The sequence below is a fragment of the Ruegeria sp. CDSA020 genome, assembly GCF_059612345.1.
On record NZ_JBXWQK010000009.1, the window covers coordinates 153155 to 168345 of the forward strand.

Genomic DNA, 15191 nt, shown 5'->3' on the forward strand with positions numbered 1-15191 from the left:
GTCGAATAATTTCAGCATGGGCACAATAGCGAGACGGGATTTTCCACGCCCTCTGCCTGCGACGGTGTTGCCACTTTGCACCGGGCAAAAAGGCCGCAGGGCACAGATATTCAAGCTTTTCGAGCACTTTGTTCGCTCATTGGAAACGTTACAAAAATTTGAACGCAAAAAAGCCAGACCACCTCTTTAAACCGGGAATTATTGACAGGTCGCATGATTCAGGGATTCTCGGTCCCTAGCCCTGTTGTGACTGCAGCCCAATTTCAGGTGAGTCGCAATCTGAGAGTCCGCATTCCGGGAATTGCCACGCCCATTCAGACGGCATAATGCCCAGCCGCGCCTCGGGTAATATGCAATCCTGCTACGGCACCATTTGCTAGTTGCTGTTATAGAAAAATGACAGGCTGCGGCTGACACCGCCAGGGGGCAACGGGAAAGGTGACGCCGCACGAACCTGCGCCTTGGCAGCACGGTCGACTTCGGGGGATCCAGAGCTGTCGACCACATCGACAAAGGCCAAGGTGCCATCCGGGTTGATCTGAAAAAAGACCTGAGCGAAACCGCGCGCCGAAACATAGACCAAAGGGGCCCGGTTCAGATGCATGAGCACACGGCCAGCATAGTTGGTTTTGGTGGAATTGCCTGGCCCCCTTCCCCCTGAACCGGCACTGGTGTTGCCGCGTGTGAACGGGTCAATTCCCGCGCGTTTGTACTGCGACAGCGGGGATTCGACTTCTTTCTCAGGGAACCGTAGATCACTGAAATCGTTGGAGCCCGGCAAGACGCCCTGCGGTTTGGAACTAGGCCGTTGATCCGGTAGCTTCGGACGCACCGAAGAGGTCAGTGCCGTCTCTGTCTCTTCCTCCGCCTCAGGTTCGGGTTCGACAAGTGGGATGTCGACCTCGGGCGTCTCAGCTATCAGCGGTATCTCTGGAACCGGTGATGGTTTGGGCGTTGGAACCTCGGCCAGGGGCGGGTCAAGCGCTGCCTGTTCTTCGGCTTGCGCCGGGCTGGTTTCGGGCTCTCCCTCCGGTGTTTCGGCCTGTTCACTGGGTTCGGCCAGAGGCGTGGCATCCGTGTCTTGGCTGGCGGCCTCATTCGTCTCCGAAGGTGTCTCAGACTCGGTTTCAGACGGCTCAACCGTTTCCGTCACCACGGGGCGCACAATTTCGGATTTGCCCAGATCGGGTGAAGGGACCTGCTGAGGGTTATCAGAGGCGACCAATGCTTCGCTGACCGGCACTTCTTCGGGTGCCGGTTCGGGCTCCAGTGGCTCTTCCGGTTCCGGTTCGGATTCGGGGGCGGACTCGGGCTCAACCGGGTCCGCAACGACATCGGCAATCTCTTCGAACTCATTGCCCAGCGCGATGGCATCGGCCGGGCCTGCAGGTTCCGTGGTTTCAGTCAGACGAGGCGCCGTCACGCTCAACCCGACTAAGTGAATTAACAGGGACACCAGGACCGCAATAGCCGCAATGACAACCGAGCGTCTGATCATTCCAGCGCCTTTTCGGTCACAACAAAGACTGAGGTTGCCCCCAGCCGCCGCAAAGTGCCGGTCACCTCGATCAGGCGGTGGCCCGGTGCTTCACGGTCGGGCACGATGCGCACCGGCGCGGGGTCGCGGCCGGTCATATAGGCTTCGGGGGTCATCGGCTGGCCCCGAAAGCTGAGCAATCCGTTCTTGTGCAGAACCAACGCGTCGGGGGGCTCACTGCCCTCCAGTTCCGACGTATCCACAAGTTGCAGATCCGGATCCAGCGGCGGCGCTATCGTTCCGGTGATCAAAAAGAAGATCAGCATCAGAAACACGACATTGATCAAAGCAATGGTCGAATCGCGTTTGCGGCGGGGTCGAAGATTGCGGATCATCGCCTCACTCCAGCACCAGAACGCTCAACCCGTCACGGCCACGCAACCGCACCAGCAGATCCACCAGCCTTTGCGAAGTTGTATCCGGGTCAAGGCTGACCAATACCTGCCCGGTATCTACCTGCGCGACCAACTCGTCCAGTGTGACCGGCACGCCGTTCAGGATCAGGCGTTCCGACCCCAGCTGGAGAAATACCCGCTGACCCGTAACTTCGTCGGCAGAGGCGCCACCGGTGGCGCTGCTTAACTCGATCTCGGCATATTTCGAGAATGTCGAGGTCAGCATGAAGAAGAGCAACAAGAGGAATATGATGTCGATGAGCGGCGTCATCGACATTGGCCGTCGCACAAATGGTGCAGAATTACGCATGATCTGCTGTCGTTGGGACAGCGGCCACCTGGGCAGAGTCTGACGATCCCCGCCCCGGAACAAGAACGGTCCTCAAGGCCTTGTCGGCAAAAACCCGTTCGCGCGCAGTGCGACTTTCGAACCAGGACAGAACCATCGAGGTCGGCATCGCCACGGCCAGACCAACCGCTGTGGTGACCAGCGCTACCCAGATACCGCCCGCAAGCAGCGAGGGATCAACCGACGATCCGGCAGTCTGAAGGCTCTGGAACGCTTCGATCATGCCAAGGACGGTGCCGAACAGGCCCAGCAGAGGCGCCAGCTGTGCCACGGTGTCCAGCAGGCGAAAGCCGCGTTCAAGGCCCGCCAAGGCCAACCCGGCCTCGGCATCCAGCCTTTGGTCCAACCCAGGCATGATGGGCGCATCCATGGCAGTGCTGACCAGCGGCGCAAGATAGCTGCGGCTTTCTGCCAGCTTGGCCCTTGCGGCTTGCGTGTCACCGGCATCCCAGGCCGCAAGCGCCTGGGACAGGATCTTGTGCCGACCGACACCGGAAACCGTGAACTGCCAAAGCTTGTACAGCGTGACGGCCAGCGTCACGATCGACATGGCGATCAGGACCGCAACCACTGGCCCGCCAAGGGCAACAATTTCACGCAAAGCATCAAGCGGGCTCATCTGAGAAACTCCACATCTGTTCGGTTGTTTAGCGTAAGGGCTTCGTCGCAAAGATCGCTTTCGGCGCCTTCGACCGTACATGTATTGGATCCGTTGATCAGAATCCGGCCAACATCGCCGCAGCTCATGTCCGCGATGCTGAACTGCCGCACCCGCAGACGTCCCGCAGGAATATCGCGGAAATTATACAGCGACAGGCTGACAACATTGCCCTCAGCGTTGAAGATCACGGTTTCATAATTGGCGGCCTCAATCTCGGCACCGGTCTGATTTTGCAACAGAAATGACAGCCGGCAGTTGCCATCGACCTGTTGCAAATTGTTCAGTTCCATCAACAGCCCAGCGCTTGGGTCCTCGGCGGATTGCGCAAGGGACATGGTTGGAATGCCAAGACAAAGGATCGCTAGTTTCGCCAGGCGGAAAGACGTCACAGGTATTCTCCCGGTAATTCAATGAAGACATCGAAGGCCGGCGTTTCGGTGCTGGCGCGTTATTCTTTTATCCAAGAGCTATGGCCCGCGAAAGGGCTCGCGACGCATTTGTGACCAACCGGCATATTTACGGCCATCCAGTCAGACCACTGGTTTCCGGCCGGATTAACCTGAATCCCTGAGGCCTTGTATCTGGTGCCAATTAACCTCGGACCGACCGAAATTGCGTCTGAGTGGTGCGACCACACCGGGCTGGTTCCGATTTGACAACAAAACCATTCATTTGGGAGGCTTGACCGCAATATCATAGCAATTCGGCCCGACATCTGCCACACTTGTTACCAAATTGGTCTGATACCACGTCAATCTTTTGGATTCGGCGCGATATCGACGCGAATGAGGCATGCAACGATGTGCCGAAGAAGTACCAGGGGGCAAGCGCTGATCAATGACGACTGTCATCGGGAAATCCACACGCCTTTCAACTATTCTGCAAAACGCCGATCTACATGACTTCAGCGCGCGGTTTCTCGAAGAAGGGATAGACGACGTAATATTGGACGAATTGACAGACCCGGAACTTCGAGATCTGGGTTTGACAGTCGGTCAAAGGAAACGTTTTCGGCAAACACAGGCAGAACTGAAGCTTCAGGAAGCGTCCGACAAACCCGCAATGTCCCGCGTGGCCGAACGGCGACAGCTGACGCTTGTATTCTGCGATCTGGTCGGGTCCACGCAATTAGCACAGCGGCATGATCCGGAAGAGCTGATGCAGATCATGAATCTGTATCTGGACACCGCCATCGGCACGATGAAACAACACGGATGCCACCTGGCTTATAAGCAGGGCGATGGCATCATGATGTATTTCGGATATCCGAAAGCCACTGAAGATGATACCGAGCGCGCGGTGCGTGCGGTTTTGGAAACCATCGAAGCGGTTCAGAATCTGGAAAACAAGTTCGGTGAAAACCTGGACCTGCGCGCGGGAATCGCAACCGGAGTTGTCGTTGTCGGGGTTGTTTCCTCTGCCAGCCTGGGAACACAGGATTTCATTGTTGGCGAAACGGCCAACCTTGCCTCACGCCTTCAGGGATTGGCCAATCCCGGTGAAGTTGTCGTCTCGTCCGAGACATGGCGCCTGACAAAAGGGGCCTTTAACTTTGAACCGCGCGGCAATCACGAATTGAAGGGATTTGATGGTGAGCGCTCGGTCTTCCGCGTTATTGACGAAAAGATCGCCGCCAGCCGGTTCGACGCGCGCACCGGCAAGTCCACGGTCAAATTGGTTGCCCGCGAAGACGACCTGACCGGCCTGACAGGGCTTTGGGATCATGTGCTGCGCGGATCGGGTCAGGTTGCGCTGGTTGGTGGCCCGGCCGGTATCGGGAAATCGCGCCTGATCAATTCCCTCAGCAAAACGCTGGGACAAAGGCCTATGACCCTGCAATGTGTCCCGCATCTTGCCAGTTTGCCCCTGCACCCGCTGCGTGCCGAGCTTCGACGGTTTGCAGGGGATGAGACTGATACCGACAAGGTAACCGAGTCGATCAGGGAATACGCGAAATACGCCTCTCGTTTGACCGAAGAAGATGCTGCGCTGCTATTGGATTTGGCCGGGTTTGAAACTGACGCTCCGGTCGAACCCGATCCGATCAAGAAAGCCCGCAAATCTTTGGATTTGCTGATCCGCTGTGCCGGGAGCATCTGCGATGAACGCGGGTCATTGCTGTTGGTATTCGAAGATGTGCACTGGGCGGACGCAACCACGCTGGATGCCTTGGACGCGCTGATCGACGCCTTGGACCAATTGCCCATCCTTGTGGTTCTGACGCACCGCCCTGAATACGAGCCTCCGGAACATTTTGAAGGCCGCGCGTCAATCGTCGAATTGACACCTCTTTCGGTTCTCGAAGCGTCTGAACTGGTGCGCCGTGTTGCCGTACCGCGCAGCCTGCCGGTCACTTTGGTCAGACAGATTGTCGAAAAAGCCGATGGTGTGCCGCTTTATATCGAGGAAATGACCAAGGCGGTTCTGGATCAGCTGCCGCAGGACGTACCCATCGACGCCGGGGTAATGGGAACCCTCAGTATCCCCGCAACTCTTCATGACTCGCTGATGTCGCGGCTGGACCGGATGGAAAATGCGCGACCTGTAGCGCAGTTGGGATCCGTGATTGGCCGCAGCTTCACGTCGGCGATGATCCATGCGGTAGCGCCCAAGGACACGGATGTGGAATCGGCATTGATCCAACTGATCGGTGCAGGTCTGGTATCCATCACCAGCGAAGCCGGGGCGCCGACTTACACGTTCCACCATGCGCTGGTGCAGGACACAGCGTACCAGTCGCTTTTACTTGAAGACCGGGAACAGATTCACCTGAAAATCGCCAAAGAATTGCTGGCCGGTCACAAGGCTTTTGGTAACCCGACACCGGATACCGTGGCGCATCACTGCGATCTAGGCGGTCTTAAGGGCGAGGCTGTTACCCACTGGGTTCTGGCGGGTGAACAGGCCCTCAGCCGCCTTGCGAACCTACCGGCGATTGCCGCTTTTCAGGCCGCATTGCGCAATATCGAAACGATGCCCGGCGGTCCCGAACGAGATGGGGTAGAGCTTGGCGTTCAGATGAATGTGTTGCCTGCGTTCATGGCGATACACGGTTGGTCATCCACACAGGTTGGGCAGACCGCAGCCCGTGCGATGCATCTTGCACAGGCGCTGGGTGCGGGCGAAACCCTGTTTGCCGCGACCTTCTGCCGATGGACGCATTTCTTTGTGTCGGGCCAGATGAACCGCGCACTTGAGATGGCGCAGGCCCTTGACGGCATGGCCAGCCTTGCACCGGATCCGGTTACAAACGTCCTTGCTGCTCGGGCACTCAGCTATACTCATTATTTCCGCGGCGAGTTTGCCGATTGCGAAAGACAGCTTGAACGGGGCCTTGCCCTGATCACGCCCGAGCTTGACATGGCCATGATGCCGATGACCCAGTCCTCGACCAGCGCGTCGTTCTTTGCCATTCAGGGCTGTCTTCTGTGGCAGCTTGGCAAATTCGACGAGGCCGAAGAGGCCCGCCTGAAGTCGATCGAAATCAGCAAGCCGTTCGAACACGCCCCCAACCTTGTTTACATTATGGGCGCGTCGTCGATGTTCCTTCCGTATGCGGGCGAATGGGACTTGCTGGACGATACGATGAACGAAGCGCGTCGGATCGCGGACGAAGAAGGGTTCCTGTATCTTCACGCAATGCAGGATATCTATCTGGGTCTGGCTCAGGCGGGCAAAGGTGACGTGATCGGGGGGGCTGCTCGTGCCGGGACCTATATGGACCTTGTGTCCCAGGCTGGCGGCAACTTTACCTTCCCGCAAAACCAGATTGTCCTGTCCGAGCTGTTGATCGATCAGGGTCATATCGAGGATGCCCTGAACCGGCTTGAACATGTTTGCACGCCCGGGTGGGAGCGTGGAGAGATGTTGAACAAGCCGGAATATCACCGTGTGCGCGCTAAAGCATTGGCCGCCCGTGGCGACCTTGACCAAGCTGTCACCGAGGCAAATCAAGCCCTGCAGCTTGCACGTGACATCGGGGCAGTTGTTCAAGAGAAACGCGCTCTGGATTGCCTGAACAAATTTGCTAAAACGTTATGAAATTAGATAGCTGCCAGATTTAACCGCGCAGTGCCATCCAGAAGGGGGAGACGATGACCGAAGCACTTGAATTGGACCAGCAGCAGTGGGACGCTGTGAACAAGGCCGTCCACGATGAAGCGTTGCGCGCGCGTATTGCTGCCAGTTTTCTGCCGCTCTACGGCCCGCTACCGGCTGATACCCAATCGGTTCCTCTGAACAAGCTTGAACTGGTTCCCGAAGCGACCGGTCCAAAGATGCGCTTTGGCGTGAATGATTTTGATACGACGCGGCTGTCGACAGTGTCCGTGAACGTCCATGTCAAAGGCGCACAGCTTGCAGATCCCGAACTGGCCGCCGCGCTGATCATGTTCCGCCGGGCGGCTGCCATTGTCGCACGGGTCGAGGATGAGATCATTTTTAACGGTCAGGCCGGCACCGGTGAAGGCCCCCAACCCGCGCCCGGCGCACCCGTCACGCTGCCCCCAGTTTATACCGTAAGCGGTGGTGGAAAATACGAAGGCCTGCTGGAAGCGGGGGAGGCACAACCCATTTCCAGCGGTTCCAAGAAAAAGCCTACCGGCCCCGAGGTTTTCGAGGCCGTGGTTGCGGGGATCAGTCAACTGGAATCCCTAGGTCATCTTGGACCCTATGCCTGTGTGATGGGTAACGGCCTGTTCCAGGCGGTCACGACACCGATGGAAAACTCGATGGTCCTGCCCCGCGACAGCATTCTGCCATTTCTGGACGGGCCGCTGCTGCGGTCTGGCGCATTTCCGGTGAACAAGGCCGTGCTGGTGTCTTTGCAGGGCGCACCGGTTGAGATTGTTGTGCCTTCTGACATTGCTGTCAAATATCTGCAGACCTCGGCAGATGGCGATCATATCTTCCGCGTTCAGCAGAAGTTCCGCCTCAGGATCAAAGAAGCTCAGGCTATCTCGACCATCACGTGCTGACCGGCGCGATGGGTATGCGGGAATTCAGCGACGGCGGGGTCACCCTGCGCTGGTCCGAGGCCGCCTTTCAAGCAGCCACCGGGGTACAGCGGGTTCTGGTTGAGGCCGGGCCTGCGATATCTCCGCATGACACGCTGCGCCTGTTCTATCGCGAAGGGGGCGGACCTGAACGGGCTGTCCGTGGGTGGCCACTGGGTCAGGATCCACAATCGGGGTTGCAACAATTTGCAGCGGCCCTGCCGGTTCCCGCTGTGGGAAAACAGATGACCTGGCGGCCGGTTCTGACCTCGGGCGGGCGCGATTATGACCCCGGAAACGCGGTCGCGCCGAAACCAGAAGATCGCGCGCCAAAACACGAGACATCCAGTCCGGTGCTGGATCATATCGCCCATTTTGAGGTGCCGTTTTCAGGCAACTTCAACCCATCGGGTGAAACTCCCGATGGCATATGGCTGCATTTTGCGATCAAAGAAGGCGGTACCGTGACCGGCCCGAAACTGAACGGAACGATCGAGCCGGTGGGCGGAGACTGGATGCGCGTGCGCCCTGATGGCGTGGGTATTCTGCATGCCAAGGCGCTGATCAATCCGACAACCGGCGGTGCCCCGGTCATGTTCGACGATACCGGGATCTGCGATTTCGGTACGGATGGCTATGCCGCCCTTGCCAAGGGCAAGCTGCCACCCAGTGCCCCGGTTCGGCTGGCACCCCGGTATCTGACCTCGAATCCGCGTTATATGTGGATCAACCGTCTGCAGGGTTTCGGGATCGGAGAGGCCAGCCTGTCCGACATCACCCTGCGATTTGACGTCTATTCCGCGAAAGGAACATCCGATGGCTGAAAAGGTGGTCATATTAGGCGGAGGCGTCGGCGGGATGAGCGCCGCGCATGAGCTGATCGAACGGGGTTTTGAAGTCGAAGTGTATGAGCGTCAGCTTATCGCCGGCGGCAAGGCACGCAGCATTCCCGTGCTTGAAGGTGAAGACGATCACGGTTCGAAAGAGGAACATATCAGAGCGCTGAAAGACTGGATCGGGATGCACGGCTATGACCTGCCACCCGGTGTCAAACGCCCCTGGTTGCCCGGTGAACATGGGTTCCGGTTCTTCCCCAACTTCTACCGGCACATCACCAATACGATGTCGCGCACGCCCTATTATGACAAAGGCACCTGCTACGACAATCTGGTTCCGACAACCCAGGTATTGGTCAGCCAGTTCGACCACCCCGGTATCATCGTACCCGAGCGGTTTCCACAATCGCTAAAAGAGGTCGCCAATGCGCTCAAGACCTTTGCCTATACAATCTCGCCGCGCAACGAAATCGACTTTGAGGATATCGAACATTTCCTTGGTTGCATGTGGCGCATTGCGACCTCGTGCAAAGAGCGCCGGTTCGATGAGTATGAACGTATCGGCTGGTGGGAATTCATCGGCGCCGCGGAGCGGTCCGAAGCCTATCAGAAGTTTCTGGCAATCGGCCTGACCCGGTCACTAGTGGCGGCCAAAGCGACAACCGCAAGCACCAAGACCGTTGGCGATGTCGCCATTCAACTGCAGCTTGGGATCGCAACACCCGAGGCGACCAGCAACAGGCTGCTGAACGGGCCGACCAACCTGGTCTGGATTCAGCCTTGGCTGGAATATCTGAAAAGCCGGGGTGTGGTGTACCATTTCGATTCCAAGGTCACCGGGATTGAATGCCGAAACGGCCGAATTTCCAGCGCCACGGTTGAACAGGATGGCGTGCAAAAGCAGGTCACCGGCGACTGGTTCATCAGCGCCTTGCCCGTAGAACGCATCGCTCCGCTGGTGACGCCGGCCATGACAAAGGTAGATCCGGGTCTGGCCAAGCTGCCATTGCTTGCCGAAGACGTGCAGTGGATGAATGGCATCCAGTTTTACCTGACCAAGGATGTTGAACTGGCCCATGGCCATGTGATCTTTATCGACAGCCCTTGGGCGCTGACGGCTGTTTCGCAAAAACAATTCTGGTCCCAGATAGATTTTGAAAACTGGGCCGACGGTATGACCAAGGGATTGCTCTCGGTCGATATTTCCGAATGGGACAAGCCGGGCACAAACGGAAAAACCGCGCGCGACAGCTCTCGTGAAGAAATCGCCAAAGAAGTCTGGGAACAGCTCAAGCGCAGCCTGAACGTTGATGGCAACATCGTCCTCAGGGATGAAGAACTGCATTATTGGTTCCTGGATCCCGACATCGTCGAGGACCCCGATCATCCTGCCCGAGAAAGCAATGTCGAACCGCTGTTGGTAAACCGCATTAACAGCTGGCGGCTGCGGCCCGAAGCGGCGACGCTGATACCGAACTTTATGCTTGCGTCCGACTACGTCCGGACCAACACCGACCTGGCCACCATGGAAGGCGCAAATGAGGCTGCCCGAAGAGCCGTCAATGCCATCCTGCGGCGCAGTGGTTCTGAGGCCCAGCCCTGTGAAATCTGGGATCTGCATGAGCCCGACATCCTGCAACCCCTGCGGGCCTATGACTATGCCCGATATCAGGCGGGTGAGCCCTGGGATGAACGCTTTGCCATCGCTGTCGAGGCCACTTTGCGCATGGGACAAGACGCCACCGGCACCAAACGTGGTGGGCAAGGACCGCTGGCCGCGATTGGTCCGCTAACGGCCGAATACTCCAAGCCCGGCGGAATTGTCGAAGACCCTGCGATCTCGGACGCGTTGCGCATGGTCGCGGCACCTCCAGAGCTCTATAATCTGATGGCCGCGCATCTGCCAGGCCGGGACACACCGATCCCCGGCGCGGACTTTGCTGAAGATCTGGCGATCGGCATTGTCGAGGCGACCTCACCGCCAACCGACACGTCCGGTCGCAAAGTCATCATCACGCAGAAAGGCTGACCGGTGACTGTTCCCAAGGCGCAGCCGGCATCCGCGGCCACGCAAGGTTTCCTTGAGCAACTGACGCGTTATGGCGATCAGGCGCGCAAAGTACTGTTGGACAAAATGCCAACGGGTGAGCCGCAAGCCTATCTCTATGGGCCTATGCGGGACTATATCGAAACCTCGGGCAAAGGGCTAAGACCTGCCCTTCTTCTGGCCACATGTGAAGCATTCGGCGGAAAAGCCGAGGATGCCGAAATTGCTGCTTCGGTCATCGAATTGCTGCACAATGCATTTCTGGTTCATGACGATATCGAAGACCTCAGCGATTTCCGACGGGGTCGGGAATGTATGCACAAACGTCTTGGTGTGCCTTTGGCGATCAATATCGGCGACGGCATGCAATCTCTGGCGCTTAGCCTGCTTCGCCAGAACCTCGGCCCTCTGGGCCCGATGACCGGCGCGCGCGTGGTGGACGAGTTTGATCACCTGCTGAAAGAGTCGATCGAGGGCCAAGCTCTTGAATTGGGATGGATAAAAGACAATCGCCTTGACCTCAGCCCGTCCGACTACCTGACCATGTGTCTGAAGAAAACCTGCTGGTACAGCTTCATTCACCCGATGCGTATAGGTGCCCTGATCGCGCGCCCAGACGATGTCGCCTCCGGAACGCTGAATCTGGATGACTTCAACGCGTTCGGCTTTTTTCTGGGGGCCGCCTTTCAGATCCAGGATGACGTTCTGAATCTTGTGGGAAGCCAGGGGAAATACGGCAAAGAGATCGGCGGGGATATCTACGAAGGCAAACGCACGCTGATGCTGGGCCGTCTTGGGGCGCAGGCGGATCGGCAGGAACAGTCCCGACTGTCAGAGTTTCTGGAAAAGCCAAGAACGGCCCGTTCGGAACAAGAGGTCGAATGGGTATTGGCGCGGATGAACCACTATTCTTGCATTGAATATGCTCAGGCCGCAGCAAATGACCTGCTTGCGGCGGCCCGTCGGGAATTCGATCTTGTATTTGCAAATACCAACGCGGCGCCGCGCGCGTTTCTTGGTCAGTTCATGGATTATCTGGTGGCGCGCCAGGTCTAACACTCGCCCTATTTTTTTGTAGATATTCAATATCTTAAATTTCGAAATTCCGTGAATCCACCGCCGAATCCAATACGCATTCCTTTCAAGTTTGTCATTTACTAAACGCTGTAGGCTGTGCACATTAAGCTATGCCTTATTTCGAGCGAAAACCATTTGTCAGCGCTCTCCGCACGGCCACCAAGGCCGTTCCGGAGCAGGATACACTTCCGATATCTCAGATCGCACGGGGCATTCTGAATGCGGAAAACAGCACCACACAACAGCTGGACGGACCCTTTCACTGCCGCAAGCCCTGCAGGCCCGGTGAGACAGGAACCATTCTGTTATCCTTTGCTGCACCTGCCGGAGCAGACGTTGTCGACTTGCAGTTCGAACCGGGCGACATGATCAGCCGCGACGGCAACGTGTTGCCAACCGACAAGATGAGCATCCAACCTTCCGCAGTCCGTATTCCCCCGGGACAGGCCGTCGACGTTGCCGTAAGCCTCACCATTCATGATCTGGCAGAACCCGGCCAATATCAGGGGCGCGTATACACCAAAGGCAGCGAAAACACCGCCATCGTTGTCACCTTTGAAGTTGTGGCTGACTAAAGTGATCCTGCCCCGATGGTATGATGCAGTATTGCCCGTGGTCGGAGTTTTCTATTTCGATTGCACATATGCAGAAAAATAGCTTCGAAAAATATTTCGAATCGTAATCATGTGCCTCATACGAAGCTGGCACCGGGCGAGGCTAAACATGCGCCTCATAGATAACTTAACTATTCCTGCCATTGGGCTTTTAGGTGCCACAGCCAACGTGAATGCCGAGCAAGAACAAACAGCTTCTTAAATCGGGTGAGATGGGTCGGCTTGGCACAAAAATCGACCAAAAGATTACCGGGCAAACGATATAAACTGCTGAACAACATCGACGCGCGAAGCGGAATGACCTGCCAGGATTGTCCCCCGTCTCTCGCATACGGAATCGAAGGCGGTCAGGCATCGCGCTTTGCTTCAGCCACCTCACGCAAACAAAAAAATGACGATGCCCTGAACCCAAATTGCGCGCACTCGGAATTGCCGCGATTGTCCGATTTGAGAACGCGCTTTGCTCATTACTCAACCGCTCAAATCATCTACGGCTTGGCGCACAGCAGCGATCATCTGCGGCGCCAAACCGTTGTGACCCAGTCTCTCAATCTCCTCAAATTGAAGCTTTCCAGCTTGGGCAAAGGCACGGGCAGGTTCAATCGGGCAAATTAGGTCACCCTCTCCATGGATCAAACGATGTGGGAGTACGGCGATTGTATTTGGATCTCCGGGCCCCGTAACAGGTAGGAAGAAATTATTAAGCCAGTACCAAAGGTACACGCGGGTGCGATTTATGTCGCTTTGGGTGACGGCTGCCGGAAGCCGCACAGTGCCAGGTTGCGGTCCATGAAACGCATCTTCAAGAGCCATCACACGGCGGGCTGCCTCACGTGCTTGCGCGTCATTGTCTTCCATACGGGCAAACCATGCTATGGCAGGATGGAGCTGTTCAGTCTCATCGAGAGGATCGAGAAACAGGCCGCGCGCAAGCTGCCCGGCTTCGAAACGCTTTGCCCTATCGCGCAACATCCACTGGTCCATTGAAGGACGGCAGATATGCGTGCTGCGCACGATCAATGCGCGTACCCGATCAGGATGAGCGGATGCGTAGGCCAATGCCAGTGCGCCACCCCATGAACCACCCAGCACTATCCAATCTTCATATCCCAGGGCCATCCGGATGGCCTCGGCATCGCGTAGGGTGTGCTGGGTCGTGTTTGCTGTGACCCGACCAGCTCTGCCCGACAACCCCGTTCCGCGTTGGTCAAAAAGAACTACCCGATGGCGGTCGGCGTCGAAATAGGCTGTGTGCTGCGGGTTGAGACCCGACCCTGGCCCCCCATGGAAAATGAGCGCGGGCGTATCACCATGCCCCCAAATCTGCACGTTCAAGCCGTCTATTGGGACAGGTTTAAAAGTGTTCATCGGTAGGTCTGCGACCTCCTCTATCATTGTCTCGCGACTGTCTTACTGGTGATGCTCTTCAACGAAGTTCGACGCGAAAGCCAATACGCCACGATGGCCAATACCCCGCAGATTACAAAGGTGAGCTGCATCCCGTTGGCAATCGCTTCAGCAGATGCTGCCTCGACGGTGCGGGCGCCGATCCCAAAGGAAAAGACCGTCCCCATGACAGAGGCGCCGAAAATAAGGCCCAGATTGCGCGACAAGCCAAGCAGCCCTGAAACTGTCCCCCGCTGATCTGCCCGAACCCCCACCATGATCATGGTGTTGTTGGCGGCCTGAAACAACTGGTATCCCGGTGTCAGGATGCTGATAGCGCCAATGTAGCCAATGACACCGAATGCGACTGGCAGGACCGCAAGCGCAAAGGTCCCGGTGGTCAGAGCAATGAGCCCAAGCGACAGAACACGCGCCGCCCCCCATGCATCCACAAGCCGACCCGATGGGACGCCGAGGAAGATCGATATGATTGGTCCGACCGACATGACAAGCCCCACTTTCGCCGCGCTCAGCCCAAGAGACTGCCCCAGAAAGAAGGGGCCTATCAGCAAAGTGGTCAACATCACATTTGCCACCAGAAAATTTGCTGCAAGGCCGGGGATAGCGCCGCTCTTTCGCAGTGCAGTTAGTCCGACCAGAGGTGTTATCCCAGAGGAAACACTTGCGGGCAAAAGCCGAACGGCCAAAATGGCCGTAGTCAGGCTCATCGGCACCAGGACAAAGAACACTCCTTGCCACCCGAGTTTTCCAATCAGCACCCCACCCAACGAAGGTCCCAGTGCAGTTCCGACCGCCGACATCGTGCCCAACAGGCCCATGGCTTGCCCGACACGCTCTGTTTCAAAAATATCGCGAACGAGTGCGACGGTCAGCACCATGAGGAATGCAGCGCCAATTCCCTGAAGAGACCGCGCGGCACTCAACACCTTAAGATTGGGCGCCAAGCCGCAAAACGCAGAGGCCAGCGCGAAAAGTATAAGCCCGAAGATCAGCATCTGCTGTCGTCCAAAGCGGTCCCCAAGTCGTCCAGCCAGCACAGAGAACAGCGTCAGTGTCGCGAGATATGCGATCACCACCCATTGCACTTGATGTACCGGCGCCTTCAGGTCCTGGGCGATTGCAGGCAAGGCGATATTGGCAATGCTGGTGCCCAATGAGGCCAGCAGCATGGACAGGGAGAAACACAACAAAGCGCCGGGTCTCGTTGTCTTCAATGCATTTGATTTGATGTGCACCACTATTTTCCTCTTGTCGGAATCGCTACAGAAAGCGAC

The 15191-nt window shown here is 57.2% G+C and carries 13 protein-coding genes; 6 read left to right on the forward strand and 7 right to left on the reverse strand.

All coding sequences use genetic code 11. From position 1 onward, the window contains the following. Positions 1-376: 376 nt before the first annotated feature. From AC2FJW_RS16290 to AC2FJW_RS16310, 5 genes are read right to left on the reverse strand one after another with little or no spacing between them, the layout of a single operon-like run. On the reverse strand, positions 377-1498 hold the full coding sequence (locus tag AC2FJW_RS16290; RefSeq protein ID WP_496750679.1) for an energy transducer TonB family protein: 1122 nt from the start codon (positions 1496-1498) through the stop codon (positions 377-379). Next, positions 1495-1872, reverse strand: a complete 378-nt coding sequence (locus AC2FJW_RS16295; protein ID WP_496678484.1) for an ExbD/TolR family protein — start codon at positions 1870-1872, stop codon at positions 1495-1497. The genes AC2FJW_RS16290 and AC2FJW_RS16295 overlap by 4 nt, the downstream gene beginning before the upstream one ends. Before the next feature lie 4 nt (positions 1873-1876). Further along, a complete protein-coding gene (locus AC2FJW_RS16300; RefSeq protein ID WP_496697935.1) occupies positions 1877-2242 on the reverse strand; it encodes a biopolymer transporter ExbD in 366 nt (121 codons plus the stop codon). Then, the gene (locus tag AC2FJW_RS16305; protein ID WP_496697937.1) at positions 2235-2900 is read right to left on the reverse strand and encodes a MotA/TolQ/ExbB proton channel family protein; all 666 of its coding nucleotides are present in this window, start codon (positions 2898-2900) and stop codon (positions 2235-2237) included. Before AC2FJW_RS16305 ends, AC2FJW_RS16300 begins: the two co-directional genes overlap by 8 nt. Beyond that, positions 2897-3331 carry a hypothetical protein gene (locus AC2FJW_RS16310; RefSeq protein WP_496694292.1) on the reverse strand — a complete coding sequence of 145 codons (435 nt, stop codon included), beginning with the start codon at positions 3329-3331 and terminating at the stop codon, positions 2897-2899. The genes AC2FJW_RS16305 and AC2FJW_RS16310 overlap by 4 nt, the downstream gene beginning before the upstream one ends. A 448-nt stretch (positions 3332-3779) precedes the next feature. On the opposite strand from AC2FJW_RS16310, the gene AC2FJW_RS16315 reads away from it, so the two are divergent. From AC2FJW_RS16315 to AC2FJW_RS16340, 6 genes are all read left to right on the forward strand, one after another. Further along, a complete protein-coding gene (locus AC2FJW_RS16315) occupies positions 3780-6983 on the forward strand; it encodes an adenylate/guanylate cyclase domain-containing protein (RefSeq protein WP_496750681.1) in 3204 nt (1067 codons plus the stop codon). Positions 6984-7036: 53 nt separating this feature from the next. Next, complete coding sequence (locus AC2FJW_RS16320) at positions 7037-7918, forward strand: encapsulin (RefSeq protein WP_271951782.1); 882 nt, start codon at positions 7037-7039, stop codon at positions 7916-7918. Between the two features lie 14 nt (positions 7919-7932). Then, positions 7933-8760 carry a DUF3237 domain-containing protein gene (locus tag AC2FJW_RS16325; protein ID WP_496750682.1) on the forward strand — a complete coding sequence of 276 codons (828 nt, stop codon included), beginning with the start codon at positions 7933-7935 and terminating at the stop codon, positions 8758-8760. After that, entirely contained in the window at positions 8753-10801 is a 2049-nt protein-coding gene (locus AC2FJW_RS16330; protein ID WP_496750684.1) for a hydroxysqualene dehydroxylase, read from the forward strand. Before AC2FJW_RS16325 ends, AC2FJW_RS16330 begins: the two co-directional genes overlap by 8 nt. 3 nt (positions 10802-10804) lie before the next feature. Next, a complete protein-coding gene (locus AC2FJW_RS16335; protein ID WP_496697947.1) occupies positions 10805-11875 on the forward strand; it encodes a polyprenyl synthetase family protein in 1071 nt (356 codons plus the stop codon). A gap of 131 nt (positions 11876-12006) precedes the next feature. Beyond that, on the forward strand, positions 12007-12471 hold the full coding sequence (locus AC2FJW_RS16340; protein ID WP_142638504.1) for a hypothetical protein: 465 nt from the start codon (positions 12007-12009) through the stop codon (positions 12469-12471). Positions 12472-12981: 510 nt separating this feature from the next. On the opposite strand, the gene AC2FJW_RS16345 is transcribed toward AC2FJW_RS16340, so the two are convergent. Together AC2FJW_RS16345 and AC2FJW_RS16350 are read right to left on the reverse strand one after the other, a co-directional pair. Further along, entirely contained in the window at positions 12982-13878 is an 897-nt protein-coding gene (locus AC2FJW_RS16345) for an alpha/beta fold hydrolase (protein WP_496750685.1), read from the reverse strand. A 23-nt stretch (positions 13879-13901) separates the two neighbouring features. Then, positions 13902-15152 carry an MFS transporter gene (locus tag AC2FJW_RS16350; RefSeq protein WP_496697952.1) on the reverse strand — a complete coding sequence of 417 codons (1251 nt, stop codon included), beginning with the start codon at positions 15150-15152 and terminating at the stop codon, positions 13902-13904. Positions 15153-15191: the final 39 nt, after the last annotated feature.